We start from the raw sequence: 16,177 nt of genomic DNA on the forward strand, positions 1-16,177 counted from the left end.
GACCAATAGAAGATCCGGGCGGTAGAAAGCCTCCAACACGGAGGTAGCCATGCAATCACAAACGAAATTCGGATCGGCAGACTTCGGTAAGACGCCATCCTCCATTCAGGTCCAGATGCCGGAGCGCCTATCGCATCCCGGCGTCGAGAAGGGTGATATCAGCGGCGGCTTCTCGGCCGAGCGCAAGCATCCGGTGCATATCGTCGATCTGCCCAGCCACGCGCTCAGCATGACGATCGGCGGGCTCAACCCCGGCGGGCGCTCGGGGCGGCACCGGCACACCTATGAGACGATCCTCTATGTGCTTGAAGGGCGCGGCTATTCGATGATCGAGGATCGCCGCATCGAGTGGGAAGTGGGTGATGCGCTCTACATCCCGGTCTGGGCGTGGCACCATCACGTCAATGCCGATGCCGATAAGCCTGCGCGCTATCTCGCCTGCGAGAATGCCCCGATGTTGCAGAATGCGGGTGGCCTCGCCATCCGGGAGGAAGCCAAGTGACCAAGATCGACACCCCCATCAGCGGCATCATCGCCTATCCCGTCACCCCGTTCGACCCCGTCAGCGGCGCGATCGATAAAACGGCCTTCCGCCGCGTCACCGAGAATCTGCTGGCGGATGCTCCGTCGGCCATCGCCTTCCTCGGCAGCGCCGGTGAGAGCGCCTATCTGAGCGGCGAGGAATGGCGGCACTGCGCCCGGCTGGGCGTGGAGACGGTGGCGGGCCGCGTGCCCGTGATCGTCGGCATCAGCGAACTGACCACGGCGGCGGCTATCGCCAAGGCAACCTATGCCGCCGAGATCGGCGCGGACATGCTGATGGTGATCCCCATCGCCTATTGGAAGCTGACCGAGGCGGAGATCTTCGACCATTTCGCCGCGATCGCCTCTGCGACCGATCTGCCAATCATGGCCTATAACAATCCCGCCACCAGCGGCGTGGACATGCCCCCGGCGCTGCTGGTCCGGTTAGTGCGCGAGATCGCCACCGTGCACTACATCAAGGAGAGCAGTGGCGATCTCAACCGGATGCACGCTATCCGCACGCTGTCCGACGGCGCGATCCCCTTCTACAACGGCGCCAATCACATGACGCTGGAGGCGCTTGCCGCCGGGGCCTCGGGCTGGTGCACCGCCGCGCCGAACCTGCTCGGCGATCTGCCCAGGCAGCTGTTCGATCTGATGGCGGCCGGAGACATCGGTGGCGCGCGCGAGCTCTTCTATCGCATCCTCCCCATTCTCCAGTTCATCGTGACAGGCGGCCTGCCGACCACCGTAAAGGCCGGGCTGGCGATGCGTGGCCTTGAGGCGGGCCCTCCGCGTCTTCCTCTTCAGCCGCTGCCGGCAGCGGGAACGGAAACCCTGTCGAAGTTACTGAGCGGGTTCGACCTGCCAGCGATCGGCGGCTGACCATGGGCGTTCGTTCGATGGCGCTGACGGTGGACAAACGAACGCTCCTCGGCCTGCTGGATCAGGAGCCGCGAACCGGCGAGCGACTACGCGAGCGATCCGGTCTCGACCGGGAGCGGTTTGACCTCGCCGCAGACGCTCTGTGGCGAGCCGTCCTGTTGCAGGGCATCCCTGGCGAAGGATGCTGCCAAGATCCCTGCGGCATCAACTGCATCTCGGCGTCCGAACCCGACCGGACGTGGAGACTTACTGAGTTCGGCAGCGCTGCTCTTGCTGGAGTTGGAAAATGAAGATTCATTTCGTCATTCACGAGGCTTTCGAGGCGCCAGGAGCCTATGAGACTTGGGCGCGGGCGCGAGGCCATGAGGTCTCGTTTACGCGGCTGTATGATGGCGATCGCCTTCCGACTTCAGCGCGCGATCATGACATGCTCATCGTTATGGGCGGACCGCAGTCGCCAGCAACGACGACGGACGAATGCCCACACTTCGACGCGCTGGCAGAGCGCGCCTTGATCGCCCGGTTCGTTGAGGCCAACAAAGCGGTCGTCGGAATCTGCCTCGGCTCGCAGCTGATTGGCGAGGCGCTTGGCGCCGCTTTTGGTCACAGCCCCGAGAAGGAAATCGGCAAGTTTCCGATCGCGCTTACCGAAGCGGGGCTGTCCAACGACAAAGTGGCCCATTTCGGCAGCGAACTGGCAGTCGGTCATTGGCACAATGACATGCCCGGCCTCACCGATAATGCCGTGATCCTTGCGACGAGTGAGGGATGCCCACGCCAGATCGTCGAATATGGCCCTCTAGTCTATGGCTTTCAGTGCCACATGGAGTTCACCACCGATGTGGTCGAGTTGCTGATCAAGGCAGAACACACGCTGCCTACCCTGATCGCACATCGTTTCGTGCAACAGGCCGAGGTGCTGCGCGCGCAGGACTGGACCGATATGAACGACAAGCTCCACGGCTTTCTCGATCGGCTCGCGGATGCCTATGCGGAACGAAGCCATGGCTGAGCGCGGCGCCAAGCATATCGGCTCGATCCTTTCCTTCTATGCCGTAGCAGAGCGGCTGAAAAGGGAACTGCGGCACAGCTGGACGTCCGATGGACGGCAGGAAAGCGTTGCAGAGCACAGCTGGATGATGTCGCTTCTCGCCATGCTGATGGCCGACCGGCTCGAGAAGCCGGTCGATCTAGGCAAGGTGCTCAAGATGGTGATCGTTCACGATCTGGTCGAATGCATCGCCGGCGATATCCCCTATTTCGAGACGAGCGATCGTAAAGCCAACAAGGTCGCGCTTGAGACGGCGGCGATGGCAGAGATCGTGCTGATGTTGCCCCCAGTGGTCGGCGCGGAAATAGAGTCGCTCTGGCTTGAGTTCGAGGCCCGCGAGACCCCTGAGGCTAAGTTCGGCTGCGCACTCGACACGCTTGAGGTCCAACTCCAGCACAACCTCGCCGCGATCGATACCTGGATTCCTCGTGAGTTCGATCTGAAGCGCCCCGGCTTTTCAGGAGGCTCCAACTTGTGAGAAGGAGCATCCGTGATGAGCAAGACGACGAACAAATTTTCTCCTGAAGTCCGGGAGCGCGCGGTCCGTATGGTCGCGGAGCAGCGAGCTGAATATGGCTCGGAATGGGAAGTGATGAAGTCGATCGCGGCGAAGATCGGCTGCTCGCTGGAGACGCTGCGCCGCTGGTGCCGGGAGGAGGCGAGCCGACGAGCGGGACCAGCGGCGCTGGCTGCCGATGACCGTGAGCGGCTGAGATTGCTTGAGCGCGAAGTGAAGGAGTTGCGCCGGGCCAACGAGATTTTGCGCAAGGCATCAGCATATTTTGCGTTGGCGGAGCTCGACCGCCCCGGGAGATGATGATGGCGTTCATCGACGCCCATCGCGAGGATTTGGGGATCGAGCCGATCTGCCGCGAACTGGCGATCGCCCCTTCCTCCTACCATGAACATGCTGCACGCCGTGCCGATCCCGGGAGGCGTCCGGCACGTACCCGGCGCGATGAGGAGATCAGGGAGCAGATCAAGCGAGTCCATGAGGCCAGCTTCGGCCTCTATGGCGCACGCAAGGTCTGGCACCAGATGCGGCGTGACGGCATCATGGTGGCGAAATGCACGGTGGAACGATTGATGCGCGCCATGGGACTGGCGGGCGTCCGGCGTGGAAAGAAGACAGTCACCACTGTCAGCAACCCGAAGGCACCGTGTCCGCTGGACAAGGTCAATCGGGAGTTTCGCGTCAGCCGGCCCAACGCTCTGTGGGTTGTCGATTTCACCTACGTGCATACCTGGGCGGGCTTCGTCTATGTCGCATTTGTGATTGACGCTTTTGCCCGGCGGATTGTGGGGTGGAAGGTCAGCACGTCAGCCACTGCAGGCTTCGTTCTGGATGCCCTGGAGCAGGCGATTCATGCCCGCAGGCCAAGTCCCGATGATGGGCTGATCCATCATAGCGACAGGGGAGTTCAATACCTTGCGATGAACTATACCCAGCGCTTGGCCGAGGCCAAGCTCGTTCCCTCGGTGGGCAGCGTCGGCGATTCCTATGATAATGCATTAGCTGAGACGATCAACGGCCTTTACAAGGCCGAGGTCATCTGGCGGCAGCGGTCATGGCCAAGCGTTTCGGCCGTGGAAATGGCAACACTGCGCTGGGTCGATTGGTACAATAATCACCGGCTCTTCGGCCCTATCGGGCACATCCCGCCCGCTGAGGCCGAAGACAATTACTATGCAGCCCTCGAGAACCTCGATATGGCTGCATAGCCCAATGAAAACTGCCTCCTGAAAAGCCGGGGCGCTTCAATCTCGTTTACACCAAGGTCGCGACGCCGTGCTCTTACGATCCCTTTCTTGCGGAGTTTGCAGCCGCTGTCATTCGTCAGGCGGAGGCGAAAATGCTGGCAGGCGAGGTTGATGTCGTAGCCCTGCGCGCGAGGCACGGCGTTCCACTAGACTAAATAAATGAGCGAGAACGGCGGCGTCGGATCAGCCGCTGTCGCGCAACGCTGTCTACGGCAAATTACTCGCTACCGCTGCGGGCTTTCCAAGGTCGGTGGAAAGCCATTCGATCCGACACTGGGTGCATATGAACGGTCGGTTTCGACAGAAGCCGACCTTCCTTTTACCTGAGCGGAATGGCCAATGTTGGTCGGGAGCCGTCGTGGCTGAGACCGCAGCTTTCGCGGTGGAAGCGCTCTGAACCGGACATGCCGCAATCGGCCATCAGTCCTATGAAGCCGATATGATCCAGCCGTTGGAGCTGCATTATGTTTGAAATGATCGCTGCAAACGCAGGTGGATTATGGTAGCTTCACACAGATAGAAAAAAATCATCAAAAAGCGAATTTGGGGCATCGAACCGCTCCGCGTTTTCCTAAGCGGGTACAAATGAGGGTACGAACCAAGCTGTCTTTTGGAGACTAAGTATTTAAAACAATTACATAAACTGTAATTGTGAGTCCTCCTCGGGCACCATTTTTTTGGCGGGTCCAAAAACACTCAAAAGCGGCTGGAAGCAGCCGCTTTTTTGTTGTCCGGCACCCTTGCAGCCCGCGCCACCGCAAGGGCGTTTCAGCGACGGTGCAGCAGGGTTTGCGCGGGTGCGTAACGGCGCCCGCGCTGGTCGGCGTCAGGCAAAGATATTCGCCAGATCCTGCGACTGCGGCCCATCCTTCCAGTTGCGCAGCGACGTGTAGAGGCTGGCCTGCACCGTGCTCCAGAAAGCGATGATGATCGTGTTGCTGACCGCCGACAGCGCCAGATAGGAAGGCGACAATTGCATCGCGCCATTGCTGACCGTCGGCAGCATCCCGCCCGTCACCATGATGATGCCCAGCACCCCTGACACCAGCCAGATCAGCACCCACACCAATATCTGCATGCCGAAGATGCGCCAGCGCGCGCCCTTGGTCAGGTAGCGGCTGCGCGACAAGGCCGCGAAGACGCCGCTTTCCTCCGCGACCAGCGCAGGGGCGGCGACCGACCACATGATGAACAGGATAATGCCCGGCACCAGCAACAGCAGCATGCCCGCCATGACCGCCAGCACCAGCAGCAATGTCAGGCCGATCAGCGGCACTGCTATCGACAGGCCGGTGCCGATGCACTGGGCGAAGCTTGCCTTCTCCCCCTGCGTGTGGGCCAGTGTCGCGCGGACCAGCGCGCCCTGCACCAGCATCGACAGGAGCATGTAGATGGCGAAGGAGGCGATCGACACGGCGATCACCGCGATGGTGCTGGCCCGATCGGCAGCGGCCAGCGAAGAGCCGATGAAATAGCTGTAGAGCGATTGCGGCAACGCCCCGAACAGGAAGGCGATGCCGAAGGTTGCGATCGGATTGCTGCCCAGCGTGCCGAAAGCGCGCCCCAATACCGTTCCAACCGAAAAGGATGGCCCTTCATCTGCCATTGCCTGCGTCGCCATGCGAATACCCCTGTTGATAACCCCGGCGCCATGCTGTCCCATCTGACGGACTTTGTCATCCTTTGAATGACTTGCGCCGTGGTCCCCAGTCGCTAGGGTCGCAGGTCAACGGGGGTGGGCAGCAATGGCCGGACCAGATTCGCAATCGGACGACAGGTTGGCTGCGGCGCATGACGCGCTGCGGTCCGGTGGCGATATCCAGTTCGACATGATGCCAGCGCCCGGCCGCCAGCCGCCGCCCGCCTGGCTCAAGGCGCTGGGCGAATGGTTGGAAGAGGTGCTGGCGCCGGTCGGCCGCTTCCTGCGCTGGATCGGCAGCTTCATGCCCGACGCGCCCTATGCCCGGATATTCCTGTGGACCATCATCGCCGTGCTGGCGCTGCTGGTCCTGTGGATGGTGGTGGACCGGTTCCGCCATGGCGAATGGCGCCTGCCGCGCTGGCGCCGCCGCCGTACCGCCCGGTCGGTCGACGCAGCGGAGGAAGACTGGACGCCCGACGCTGCCCCGGCCCGCGCCTGGCTGGAGGAGGCGGACGCACTCGCCGGGCAGGGCCGCTATGCCGAAGCGGTGCATCATCTGCTGCTGCGCAGCGTCGAGGACATGGCCCGTCGCCGGCCACAGATCGTCCGACCCGCGTTGACCAGCCGCGACCTCGCCCGTGCGCCCGGCATCCCGTCCGCGCCCCGTCGCCTCTTTGCCGAGATTGCGCAGGCGGTGGAACGCAGCCTGTTTGGCGGCCGCCCGATCAACGCGGTGGAATGGGATCGCTGCCGCCACGCCTATGCCGATTTCGCCCAGACGCGGAACTGGGCGGCATGAGCGATATCGGCAATGTTCGCCAGACGAGCGACGCTGGCCTGTTCCGGGGCCGCACCGTTGCGCTGATGCTGGCCATAGGCATCGCCGGTTTTGTCGGCATGCTGGTGCTGGGCGCCTATGCGCCGGACCTGCGGTCGGGCCGCAATGGCGGCGCGCATGCCCTGTCCAATGCCGTCACCGGCTATGCCGCGCTGGTGAGGCTGGCGGAGGCGACCGGTCGCAATCCCCGCATCGTCCGCAGCGCCCATGATTTCGAGACGGAGGATCTGCTGGTCGTCACGCCCGAAACCGGCGCGACCGACATCAGCCAGGCGCTGATCCAGCGCGCCACCCGGCCGACCCTGTTCGTCCTGCCCAAATGGCGCACCGTGCCGGATGAGGATCATGCCGGCTGGGCGCGCTATCAGGGGCTGCTTCCGCTCGACGAGCCGATCGGCGTGCTCGCCCCCGGCGTCCGCTTCACCATGCGGCAAAGCAAAAGCGGCGGCGGCGTGCTGACCTCCCATGGCGTGCCGGGCCGCTTCTGGACCCCGCGCCCGGTGCAGGTCATCACTGGCATCGATCCGGACAATGAGCAGCAGCAGGACCAGTGGCGCGACCTTCATCCGCTGCTGACCGACGGGCATGGCGGCATCGTGCTGGCGCAGGTCGGGCAGGGGCCGCTCTTCGTGCTGGCCGATCCCGACCTGCTCAACAATCGCGGCATGAAGGATCTGGCGCAGGCGCGGTCCGCGCTGGCGCTGCTCGACTGGCTGAACAGCACCGATCCCGAAGGCATCGCCTTTGATGTGTCGATGAACGGCCTCGGCCATTCGCGCAGTCCGCTGAAATTGCTGTTCGAGCCGCCCTTCCTGGCGATGACGCTGGCGATCGTAGCGACCCTGTTGCTCGCCGGCTTCCACGCCTTCGGCCGCTTCGGCCCGCCGCGCGCGCGGACCCGCGCGGTCGCTTTCGGCAAGGCGGCACTGGTCGATAACAGCGCGCTGCTGATCCGCAAGGCCGGCCGTGAATCGCGCCTCGGCGGGCGCTATGCCGCCGTCATCCGCGAACGGGCAGCCCGCGCCTTTGGCGCGCCTGCACGGCTGCGCGATCAGGCGCTCGACCAATATCTCGACAGTTTGAAGGGGGCGCACCGCTTCACCGACCTCGCACAGGCGGCGGATGCAGCGAGCGACCGACACAGCCTGCGCGATGCCGCGCAGGCGCTCCATGATTGGCAAGGGGAGAAGACCCGGTGAACGTACAAGATGTCCAGGCGCTTAGCCAAAGCATCCGGCAGGAGGTCGCCCGCGCGGTCGTAGGGCAGGAGGCGACGGTCGACCTCATGCTGGTCGCGCTCTTCTCCGGCGGCCATATCCTGCTGGAAGGGCCGCCGGGCACCGCCAAGACGCTGATCGCGCACAGCTTTGCCCGTGCATTGGGCCTCGGGTTCGGCCGCATCCAGTTCACCCCCGACCTGATGCCCGGCGACATCATCGGTGCCAATCTGTTCAATTTCCAGACCAGCCAGTTCACCCTGACGCGCGGGCCGATCTTCACCGAATTGCTGCTGGCCGACGAAATCAACCGCACCCCGCCCAAGACGCAGGCAGCCCTGCTGGAGGCGATGCAGGAACGCACCGTCACCATCGACGGCGAAAGCCTGGCGCTCAGCGACCGTTTCATGGTCGTCGCGACCCAGAATCCGATCGAGCAGCAGGGCGTCTATCCCTTGCCCGAAGCCCAGCTCGACCGTTTCCTCTTCAAGCAGAGCGTCGATTATCCCAGCGCCACGGAAGAGCGACGGATCGTCGCCACCCATGGCGCGCGCACCTATGCGATGACGCCGGAAACATGGGGCGTCACCCCCGTCGCCAACGCCGCCCGCATTGCGCAAGCCATCGCCGTCGTGAACGAGGTCCGTCTGGTCGATGAGGTGATCGACTATATCCTCGCGCTTGTCCGTGGCACGCGCGACGTCGCCGATCTGGAAAGCGGCGCATCCCCGCGCGCTGGCGCGATGCTGGCCGGCGCTGCGCGCGCCCGCGCCGCGCTTGATGGCCGCGACTTCGTCATCCCCGACGATGTGAAGGCGCTTGCGCCCGCGTTGCTACGCCACCGCCTGATCCTCTCGCCCGCCGCCGAAATCGATGGCCGCCGGATCGAGGATGTCGTGACCGGCATCATCGACACGATCGAGGCGCCGCGCTGAGCGCCCCGCGATGATCTACCCCACCCGCACCGCGATCTTCTGCGCGGCGGCCGGCGTGCCCGTCACGCTGCTGGTCGCGCTGATGCTGCCCGGCCGCTGGTATGCCGCGCTGGCATGGCCGGTCGCGGTGCTGCTGGCCTGCCTGGCCGACGCGCTGGGCGGGGTGCGGCCGGGCCGGGCGCAGCTGCACCTCAGCCTCCCCAAGACCGCCAGCGTCGGCGCGAGCGTGGAGGGCAGGGCGACGGTCACCATCCCCGGCACAGCGCGCGCGCAACTGCTGCTGGATATTGGCCCGCTCCTGACTCAGGATGAGGACGGCCTCTGGATCGACCTGACCGAAGGAAAGGGGGGAGCGGCCATTCCCCTGCAAACCACCCGGCGCGGCACCGCACGGGTCACACGCGGCTGGCTCCGCTGGAAGGGGCCGCTTGGCCTCGTCTGGAAACAGCGCATAGTGCCGCTCGACGCCAGCATGGCGATCCTGCCCGACATCCGCCCGGTTCATGATCGCGGCGCACAGATTTTCCAGCGCCACGCGCTGTCCGGCCTGATGGCGCAGGTCGATCGCGGTGACGGCGCCGATTTCGACGCGCTGGTCGAATTTCGCTCCGGCATGGATCGGCGGGCGATCGACTGGAAACAGTCCGCCCGCCATAGCAAGCTGCACGCCAAGGAATTCCGCTCCGAACGCAACAACCAGATCGTCTTCGCGATCGACGCCGGTCGCCAGATGAGCGAGCCGGTGGCCGGCCTGCCCCGGCTCGACCGGGTCGTCTCGGCGATGCTGCTGACTGCATGGGTCGCCTTGAAACTGGGCGATCGCGTCGCGCTCCACGCCTTCGATTCGCGCCCGCGCATCGCCAGCGGCCTCGTCTCGGGCGCGGCGGCGTTCGGCGAACTTCAGCGGCTCGCCGCGCAGATCGACTATAGCGGCGAGGAAAGCAATTATACTCACGCCCTTACCACGCTCGCGACCCGGCTCACCCGCCGCTCCATGATCGTGCTCTTCACCGAATTTACCGACCTGACCTCCGCCGAATTTCTGGTCCGCGCCGCCAGCCGGCTGGTAGAAACACATCTGTTGCTGGTCGTGGTGCTGCGCGACGAGGAACTGGAATCCATCATCGACCGCCGCCCTGCCAGCGCCGATGACGTCACCCGCGCCGTCACCGCCGCCGCCCTGCTGCGCGACCGGCTGATGGTGCTCACCCGCCTGCGCCATTTGGGCGCCCATGTGATCGAGGCGGAGCATGATCGCGTCGCCGACCGGCTGGTGCAGGGTTATGTCGATCTCAAGCGGAGGAACCTGCTATGAGCGCACTTGTCCATGGCTCTGCCGCCCCACTGGTCAATGCCAGCCGCTTTCGCGCCGCCCATGAAGCGGAATGGGACCGGCTCGACCAACTCGTCACCCGCATGGAAAAACGCTCGGTCCGCGCCTTGTCGGACGACGACATATTGGCGCTGCCCCTGCTCTACCGCTCGGCGCTTTCTTCCCTGTCGGTGGCGCGGGAAACCTCGCTCGACCGGGCGCTTACCACCTATCTGGAGCAGCTCTGCACCCGCGCCTATTTCCAGCTTTACGGCGTGCCGGACACGGCGATGCGCCAGCTTGGCCGCTTCTTCCGCACCGACTGGCCGCTCGCGGTACAGGGGCTGTGGCGCGAAACATTGGTCAGCTTCGTGCTGACGCTGGCGGGCGTCATCGCCGGCTGGTGGCTCGTGGCGACCGATGCCAGCTGGTATTACAGCATCATCCCCGACGCAATGGCCAGCGGACGCGATCCCGCCGCCAGCGTGGAAACGCTGCGCGCCACCATCTACGGCCCGCAGGAGGGCGGGGGGCTTGCCACTTTCGCCGCCTATCTCTTCACCCATAACAGCCAGGTCGCGATCTTCGCCTTCGCACTGGGTTTCGCCTTCACCGTGCCGACCGTGCTGCTGCTGCTCTATAATGGCCTCACCCTGGGCGCGATGCTCTGCCTGTTCGCCAGCAAGGGGCTGGGCCTCAATTTTCTCGGCTGGCTCACCATCCATGGTTCGACCGAAATGTTCGCCATCATCCTGGCCGGCGCGGCGGGCATGAAGATCGGCACCGCCGTCGCCTTCCCCGGCCGCCATGAACGGACGGAAGCCGCCGTCATCGCCGGGCGCAGCGCTGCCATCGCCATGGCCGGGGTGGTGCTGATGCTACTGGTCGCCGGGCTGCTCGAAGGGATCGGGCGCCAGACGATCCAGCAGGACGCCATGCGCTACGGCATCGGCCTCGCTGCGCTCGCCGGCTGGCTGGCCTATTATTACCTCCCCCGCCGGCAGGAGGGTCGCGATGCGCTGGCGGCGTAAGCGGGAAAGGAAAGCGCCCGCCTCGCTGCGGCGCAGCTTCGTCACGCCCGAAGGTGTCGATCTGCGCCTCGAACTGGCGAGTGCGGGGACGCGGGCGTCGGCCTTCATCCTCGACATCCTCATCCTCTTCATCAGCCTGATCCTCACCACGGTCGCGATCGGCCTGCTCGGCATTGCTAAGGCGCGTGCCGAAATCTTCATGATCCTCTGGCTGATCGGCGCCTTCATGCTGCGCAACGGCTGGTTCATCCTGTTCGAAATGGGCGGGCGCGGCGCCACGCCGGGCAAACGGCTGCTCGGCCTTCGCGTCGTCGCGCGCGATGGCGGCCGGCTGACCGGCGGCGCGGTGATCGCCCGCAATGCCTTGCGCGAGATCGAGATTTTCCTGCCGCTCTCCTTTCTCGGCATGCAGGCGGCGGATGGCGCGGCGGACGGCTTCCTCACTTTGTTCGCGCTCTGCTGGACCGGCATCTTCCTCTTCTTCCCGCTCTTCAACCGGGATCGGTTGCGCGTGGGGGATTTGCTGGCGGGCACCTGGGTCGTGAACACCGTCCGCGCCAAGCTGGGCGATGATCTGGTCGCCACCCGCGCGCAGCAACCGCGCCGCATCTTCACCGACGCCGCGCTCGACCTTTATGGCATCTATGAATTGCAGACGCTGGAAAATGTCCTGCGCAACGGACAGGATGACGCGATCGTCACCGTCGCCGCAACCATCCGCAACAAGGCGGGCCTGCCCGACGATGGCGACGACTACGCCTTCCTTTCCGACTATTATGCGGCGCTCTGCGCCCGGCTGGAGCGCGGCATGCTGGTCGGCCGCCGCCGCGAGGACAAGCATGCGCGTGTGGCGCGGCGTTAATCCCATCCCCGTTCGCTTCGAGCGAAGTCGAGAAGTGTCCAGCGCTACGCTATCGTTGTTCGACTAGAGCATCGTGCGCAAAAGTGGGAACCGGTTTTGCGCTTAAAACGATGCGACAACAAAAACTTAGAGCGCGCGACTTGCGTCCGATTTAACGCGGCGTGCTCTAGCTCGAAACGAATGGATGCTTGATTATCCCGGCAGCGCAATCATCGAAATCTGCCGCCCATAGTCGCTTTCGCTGCGGTGGCAGGAGCGGCGATAGCTGTAAAATCGGTCGGGCTGGCTATAGGTATCCTCGTCCAGCATCGCGATCCGCCCGATCCCGGCCGCCGCCAGCCGCGCCGCGACATAGGCAGCGATGTCGAACTGGCAATGGCCCGCCCGGCCGGCCGTGAAGAACCGCTCGTTTGCGGCATCAGCCTCGGCAAAACGCACCGCAAAATCGTCCGTCACCTCATAGGATAGCCGGCCGATGCACGGCCCGATGGCGCAGGCGATTCGGCTCCGGTCGGCGCCCAGCGCGACCATCGCCTCGATCGTCCGGTCGGTAACCCCGCCGATCGCGCCCTTCCACCCGGCATGGGCCGCGCCTACGACGCCGCCCTGTGCATCGGCGAACAGCACCGGCACGCAATCGGCGGTCAATATCCCCAGCAACAGCCCCGGCCGGTCGGTCACCATCGCGTCGGCGGCTGGGCGATCGCCCTCCGCAATCCCGCCCGTCACCGTCACCACATCGGGCGAATGGACCTGATGCACCGTGACCAGAGTCGCGCCGGGCAGCAGCGCATCGCGCGCCAGATCGCGGTTGCGCAGCACCGCCTCGCGTTCGTCGGCCGATCCCAGCCCGACATTCAGCCCCGCATGGATGCCGCCCGACACCCCGCCGCGCCGCCCGGCAAAGCCATGGGGCACGCTCTCCAGCCCCGGCGCGCGCAGCAATTCGATCATCGGCAAAGCTCCAGTCAGTCCCATGTCAGTCCGCGTCGCTACTGCATCGGAATGTCGCGTGAACGCAACATACTTGCGCGTGGCGGATTAGGCGATAGTCTCGCGTTCATAGCTCAAGGGGGGCGGCGTCACGCTGCCCGAGCAAAACAAATGAGTGTAAAGGGCATCCATTCATGATTTTCGGGCGCGTAAAGCCTCTCGACGCCATATTGGCGACGGCCGAGAAGAAATCGCTGCATCGGTCGCTGGGCGCATTCCAGCTGACCATGCTGGGCATCGGCGCCGTTATCGGCACCGGCATCTTCGTGCTCACGGCGGAGGCGGCGCAGAAGGCCGGCCCCGGCATGATGCTCTCTTTCGTCATCGCGGGCTTCGTCTGCGCCGTGGCGGCGCTCTGCTACGCCGAAATGGCGGCGATGGTTCCCGTCTCGGGCTCCGCCTACACCTATAGCTATGCCGTGATGGGCGAACTCATTGCCTGGATGGTCGGCTGGGCGCTGATCCTCGAATATGCGGTCGCCGCCGGCGCCGTGTCGGTGGGCTGGTCCGGCTATGTCGTGGGCCTCATCGAACATACGTTCCACCTCGACATCCCCGACCTGCTGACGCGCGGGCCGTTCGACGGCGGCATGGTCAACCTGCCAGCGATGCTGATCGCCAGCCTCGTCACCTGGCTGCTGGTCATCGGCACGAAGGAAAGCGCGACCGTCAACGCCATCCTCGTCGCGATCAAGGTGTCGGCGCTGACCCTGTTCATCGTGCTGGCGCTGCCGGTCATCAACATGGACAAGTTCACCCCCTTCGCTCCGCTCGGCTTCTCGGGCATTTCGGCGGCCGCAGCCTCGATCTTCTTCGCCTATGTCGGCTTCGACGCCGTTTCGACCGCTGCCGAAGAAACCAAGAATCCGCAGCGCAACATGCCGATCGGCCTCATCGGTTCGCTCGGCATCTGCACCATCTTCTACATGCTGGTCGCGGCCGGCGTCATCGGCACCGTCGGCGCGCAACCCGTCGCTGGCCCGGCCGGCGAAGTGCTGGCCCCCGGGTCGACCGCCCTGTCGCAGCAATGCGCCGCGCTGGCGGCCGCCGGTACCGAAGCCGTCACCTGCTCGAAGGAAGCGCTGGCCTGGACGCTGCGTGAAATCGGCTGGCCCCAGATCGGCAACCTGCTCGGTCTTGCCGCTGGCCTCGCTCTGCCTTCGGTCATTCTGATGATGATGTTCGGCCAGACCCGCATCTTCTTCGTCATGAGCCGTGACGGCCTTCTGCCGGCGATGTTCTCGAAGGTGCATCCGACCTACAAGACGCCGCATGTCATCACCATCCTGACCGGCATCTTCGTCGCGCTCTTCGCCGCCTTCTTCCCGGTCGGCATCCTGGCGGACATCTCCAACTCCGGCACGCTCTTCGCCTTCGCTGCCGTGTCGATCGCGGTGATGCAGTTGCGCAAGACCGATCCGAACCGCGCCCGCCCGTTCCGCACGCCCGCGATCATGGTGACGGCGCCGATCGCCATTGCCGGCTGCGTCTATCTCTTCTGGAGCCTGGGCGTCGAAACCAAGCTGATGTTCGTCGGCTGGGCGACCGTCGGCTTGATCGTCTATTTCGCCTACAGCCGCAGCCGCAGCCATGTCGGCCGTGGCGTGGTGGATGTGGCGGAAGGGGATGCCGACGTCCCGCCCCAGCCGGTGCCGCCGCTGCCGGGCGCACCGACGCCGGGCGGCAAGGACGCCTGATCCGACAGGCAGATCCGGACAAAAAGAAGGGGCGGGAAACCGCCCCTTTTTCTTTGTCTGAATAGGCTTTGGATCACCCACGCACCCGTTCGGGCTGAGCCTGTCGAAGCCCCTTGGTAAGGGCGTCCCCGGTCAGTGGAAATCGACCTCGGCTTCCCGCATCGCGCCATGGTGCGGCCGCGTGAACAGCTTGCCGCGCTCCGCCCAGATCACGATCAGGAAGGAGCTGATCCCGAACACCAGCAAGCCGATGGTGAAGGGCAGGGTGGTGCCGTCGAAGGCGCTGCCGACGATGCTGCCCAGCGCGCTCGATAGCGCCGTCGTCAGAAACGCCTGGAAGGAGGAGGCGACGCCGGCCCCCTTGTGGAACGGCTCCATCGAAATGGCGCTGAAATTGGACGCGGTGAACGCCACCGTCATCATCGTCATCGCCTGCAGGACCATGAAGGTGACCAGCGTCTCCAGCCCCGCCAGAATCACGGCCAGATGTACCGCGGCGATCAAGATGAAGGCGACCAGCGCGCTCTGGCTCATCCGCCGGGCGCCAAAGCGCGACACCAGCCGGCTGTTGATCAGGCTGCCGATCCCCATGCAACCGGCGATCGCGGCAAAGCCAAGCGGAAAGATTTTCGCTGCGTCGAACACGTCGAAGAAGATCTGCTGGATCGACAGGATGAAGCCGATCAGGCCGCCCATCACCACCCCGCTCGCCAGCATATAGCCGATCGAGCTGCGCGTGCGGATGACCAGGCCGACCGTCTGGAACAGGGCACCGGGCGTGATCCGCATGCGATTTTCCGGCTTCAGCGTCTCGGGCAGCCGCGCTACCATCCAGATCAGGATCAGGCTGGCCAATATGACCAGCGCCCAGAATATCCAGCGCCACGGCGCGATCAGCAGGATCGCCGACCCGAAACTCGGCGCCATCACAGGGATCAGCATGAACACCGCAAAGATCAGCGACATGACCCGCGCCATCGCGTCGCCCCTGAACCGGTCGCGCACGATGCCCACGGTGATGACCCGGCTCGCCCCTGCAAAGAAGCCGGCACAGGCGCGCCCCGCCAGCAGCATGGCAAAGCTTTGCGCGCTGGCGCAGGCGATGGACGAGATGATGAACAGCGCCATCGCGCTGCCCAGCACCGCCTTGCGCCCGAACCGGTCGGACAAGACGCCGAACAGCAGCGATCCAAAGCCCAGCCCCATGAAATAAATGCTGATGATGAACTGGCGATCATTGGGATGAGGGATCGCCAGGTCGCGGCCGATCTCCGGCAGGGCCGGCAGCATCGGATCGATCGACAGCGCATTCATCGCCATCAGGCAGGCGCACAGCAGCACGAATTCGCGAAACTGGATGTCTTTGCGCGCGGGGCCGGGCGAAACGGGGGAAACGGGACTCATGCGGGGGCTATGCGGGCAATGACC

The 16,177-nt window shown here is 64.6% G+C and carries 15 protein-coding genes and 1 other annotated feature; of the genes, 12 read left to right on the forward strand and 3 right to left on the reverse strand.

What is annotated here, in order from left to right:
• The first annotated feature begins 49 nt into the window (after positions 1 to 49).
• From ACNHGR_RS15235 to ACNHGR_RS15255, 5 genes are all read left to right on the forward strand, one after another.
• A complete protein-coding gene (locus tag ACNHGR_RS15235; RefSeq protein ID WP_475287171.1) occupies positions 50 to 502 on the forward strand; it encodes a cupin domain-containing protein in 453 nt (150 codons plus the stop codon).
• Entirely contained in the window at positions 499 to 1,410 is a 912-nt protein-coding gene (locus ACNHGR_RS15240; protein WP_475287172.1) for a dihydrodipicolinate synthase family protein, read from the forward strand. The genes ACNHGR_RS15235 and ACNHGR_RS15240 overlap by 4 nt, the downstream gene beginning before the upstream one ends.
• A 286-nt stretch (positions 1,411 to 1,696) precedes the next feature.
• Positions 1,697 to 2,422: a type 1 glutamine amidotransferase gene (locus ACNHGR_RS15245; RefSeq protein WP_475287174.1), complete on the forward strand. Its 726-nt coding sequence runs from the start codon at positions 1,697 to 1,699 to the stop codon at positions 2,420 to 2,422.
• Positions 2,415 to 2,939 carry an HD domain-containing protein gene (locus ACNHGR_RS15250; RefSeq protein WP_475287176.1) on the forward strand — a complete coding sequence of 175 codons (525 nt, stop codon included), beginning with the start codon at positions 2,415 to 2,417 and terminating at the stop codon, positions 2,937 to 2,939. The genes ACNHGR_RS15245 and ACNHGR_RS15250 overlap by 8 nt, the downstream gene beginning before the upstream one ends.
• 15 nt (positions 2,940 to 2,954) lie before the next feature.
• A protein-coding gene (locus ACNHGR_RS15255) for an IS3 family transposase (protein WP_475284053.1) occupies positions 2,955 to 4,183 on the forward strand; the annotation gives its coding sequence in 2 pieces (ribosomal slippage) (positions 2,955 to 3,243 and positions 3,243 to 4,183; 1,230 coding nt in all).
• Positions 3,236 to 3,352: a sequence feature (AL1L pseudoknot), on the forward strand. (Overlaps the previous gene by 117 nt.)
• An 865-nt stretch (positions 4,184 to 5,048) precedes the next feature.
• Here the strand turns inward: ACNHGR_RS15255 and ACNHGR_RS15260 are convergent.
• Positions 5,049 to 5,843: a YciC family protein gene (locus tag ACNHGR_RS15260; protein ID WP_475287178.1), complete on the reverse strand. Its 795-nt coding sequence runs from the start codon at positions 5,841 to 5,843 to the stop codon at positions 5,049 to 5,051.
• Positions 5,844 to 5,967: 124 nt separating this feature from the next.
• Between ACNHGR_RS15260 and ACNHGR_RS15265 the strand changes: the two genes are divergently transcribed.
• From ACNHGR_RS15265 to ACNHGR_RS15290, 6 genes are read left to right on the forward strand one after another with little or no spacing between them, the layout of a single operon-like run.
• Positions 5,968 to 6,663: a DUF4129 domain-containing protein gene (locus ACNHGR_RS15265; RefSeq protein WP_475287180.1), complete on the forward strand. Its 696-nt coding sequence runs from the start codon at positions 5,968 to 5,970 to the stop codon at positions 6,661 to 6,663.
• Entirely contained in the window at positions 6,660 to 7,901 is a 1,242-nt protein-coding gene (locus ACNHGR_RS15270; RefSeq protein ID WP_475287182.1) for a DUF4350 domain-containing protein, read from the forward strand. The genes ACNHGR_RS15265 and ACNHGR_RS15270 overlap by 4 nt, the downstream gene beginning before the upstream one ends.
• Positions 7,898 to 8,854 (forward strand): AAA family ATPase, encoded by a 957-nt coding sequence (locus tag ACNHGR_RS15275; protein ID WP_475287184.1) that lies wholly within the window; start codon positions 7,898 to 7,900, stop codon positions 8,852 to 8,854. The genes ACNHGR_RS15270 and ACNHGR_RS15275 overlap by 4 nt, the downstream gene beginning before the upstream one ends.
• Positions 8,855 to 8,864: 10 nt before the next feature.
• Complete coding sequence (locus ACNHGR_RS15280; RefSeq protein ID WP_475287186.1) at positions 8,865 to 10,169, forward strand: DUF58 domain-containing protein; 1,305 nt, start codon at positions 8,865 to 8,867, stop codon at positions 10,167 to 10,169.
• Complete coding sequence (locus ACNHGR_RS15285; RefSeq protein WP_475287188.1) at positions 10,166 to 11,197, forward strand: stage II sporulation protein M; 1,032 nt, start codon at positions 10,166 to 10,168, stop codon at positions 11,195 to 11,197. The genes ACNHGR_RS15280 and ACNHGR_RS15285 overlap by 4 nt, the downstream gene beginning before the upstream one ends.
• Positions 11,181 to 12,059, forward strand: coding sequence for an RDD family protein (locus ACNHGR_RS15290; RefSeq protein WP_475287190.1), 879 nt, complete (start codon positions 11,181 to 11,183; stop codon positions 12,057 to 12,059). Before ACNHGR_RS15285 ends, ACNHGR_RS15290 begins: the two co-directional genes overlap by 17 nt.
• 192 nt (positions 12,060 to 12,251) lie before the next feature.
• Here the strand turns inward: ACNHGR_RS15290 and pgeF are convergent, their stop codons facing one another.
• Positions 12,252 to 13,013 (reverse strand): peptidoglycan editing factor PgeF, encoded by a 762-nt coding sequence (gene pgeF / locus ACNHGR_RS15295; protein ID WP_475288450.1) that lies wholly within the window; start codon positions 13,011 to 13,013, stop codon positions 12,252 to 12,254.
• A 173-nt stretch (positions 13,014 to 13,186) separates the two neighbouring features.
• Here pgeF and ACNHGR_RS15300 point away from each other — a divergent pair, with 173 nt between their 5' ends.
• On the forward strand, positions 13,187 to 14,749 hold the full coding sequence (locus tag ACNHGR_RS15300; protein WP_475287192.1) for an amino acid permease: 1,563 nt from the start codon (positions 13,187 to 13,189) through the stop codon (positions 14,747 to 14,749).
• A 132-nt stretch (positions 14,750 to 14,881) separates the two neighbouring features.
• Here ACNHGR_RS15300 and ACNHGR_RS15305 read toward each other — a convergent pair whose 3' ends face one another.
• Positions 14,882 to 16,153 carry a multidrug effflux MFS transporter gene (locus ACNHGR_RS15305; protein ID WP_475287194.1) on the reverse strand — a complete coding sequence of 424 codons (1,272 nt, stop codon included), beginning with the start codon at positions 16,151 to 16,153 and terminating at the stop codon, positions 14,882 to 14,884.
• Positions 16,154 to 16,177: the final 24 nt, after the last annotated feature.

Source organism: Sphingobium sp. RS1 (genome assembly GCF_056156825.1).

Excerpts from the sequence above, each read along its gene's own strand:
- ACNHGR_RS15235 (WP_475287171.1), top strand. The coding sequence starts at position 50 with ATGCAATCACAAACGAAATTCGGATCGGCAGACTTCGGTAAGACGCCA.
- ACNHGR_RS15245 (WP_475287174.1), top strand. The coding sequence starts at position 1,697 with ATGAAGATTCATTTCGTCATTCACGAGGCTTTCGAGGCGCCAGGAGCC.
- ACNHGR_RS15250 (WP_475287176.1), top strand. The coding sequence starts at position 2,415 with ATGGCTGAGCGCGGCGCCAAGCATATCGGCTCGATCCTTTCCTTCTAT.
- ACNHGR_RS15260 (WP_475287178.1), bottom strand. The coding sequence starts at position 5,843 with ATGGCGACGCAGGCAATGGCAGATGAAGGGCCATCCTTTTCGGTTGGA.
- ACNHGR_RS15265 (WP_475287180.1), top strand. The coding sequence starts at position 5,968 with ATGGCCGGACCAGATTCGCAATCGGACGACAGGTTGGCTGCGGCGCAT.
- ACNHGR_RS15270 (WP_475287182.1), top strand. The coding sequence starts at position 6,660 with ATGAGCGATATCGGCAATGTTCGCCAGACGAGCGACGCTGGCCTGTTC.
- ACNHGR_RS15280 (WP_475287186.1), top strand. The coding sequence starts at position 8,865 with ATGATCTACCCCACCCGCACCGCGATCTTCTGCGCGGCGGCCGGCGTG.
- ACNHGR_RS15285 (WP_475287188.1), top strand. The coding sequence starts at position 10,166 with ATGAGCGCACTTGTCCATGGCTCTGCCGCCCCACTGGTCAATGCCAGC.
- ACNHGR_RS15290 (WP_475287190.1), top strand. The coding sequence starts at position 11,181 with ATGCGCTGGCGGCGTAAGCGGGAAAGGAAAGCGCCCGCCTCGCTGCGG.
- pgeF (WP_475288450.1), bottom strand. The coding sequence starts at position 13,013 with ATGATCGAATTGCTGCGCGCGCCGGGGCTGGAGAGCGTGCCCCATGGC.
- ACNHGR_RS15300 (WP_475287192.1), top strand. The coding sequence starts at position 13,187 with ATGATTTTCGGGCGCGTAAAGCCTCTCGACGCCATATTGGCGACGGCC.
- ACNHGR_RS15305 (WP_475287194.1), bottom strand. The coding sequence starts at position 16,153 with ATGAGTCCCGTTTCCCCCGTTTCGCCCGGCCCCGCGCGCAAAGACATC.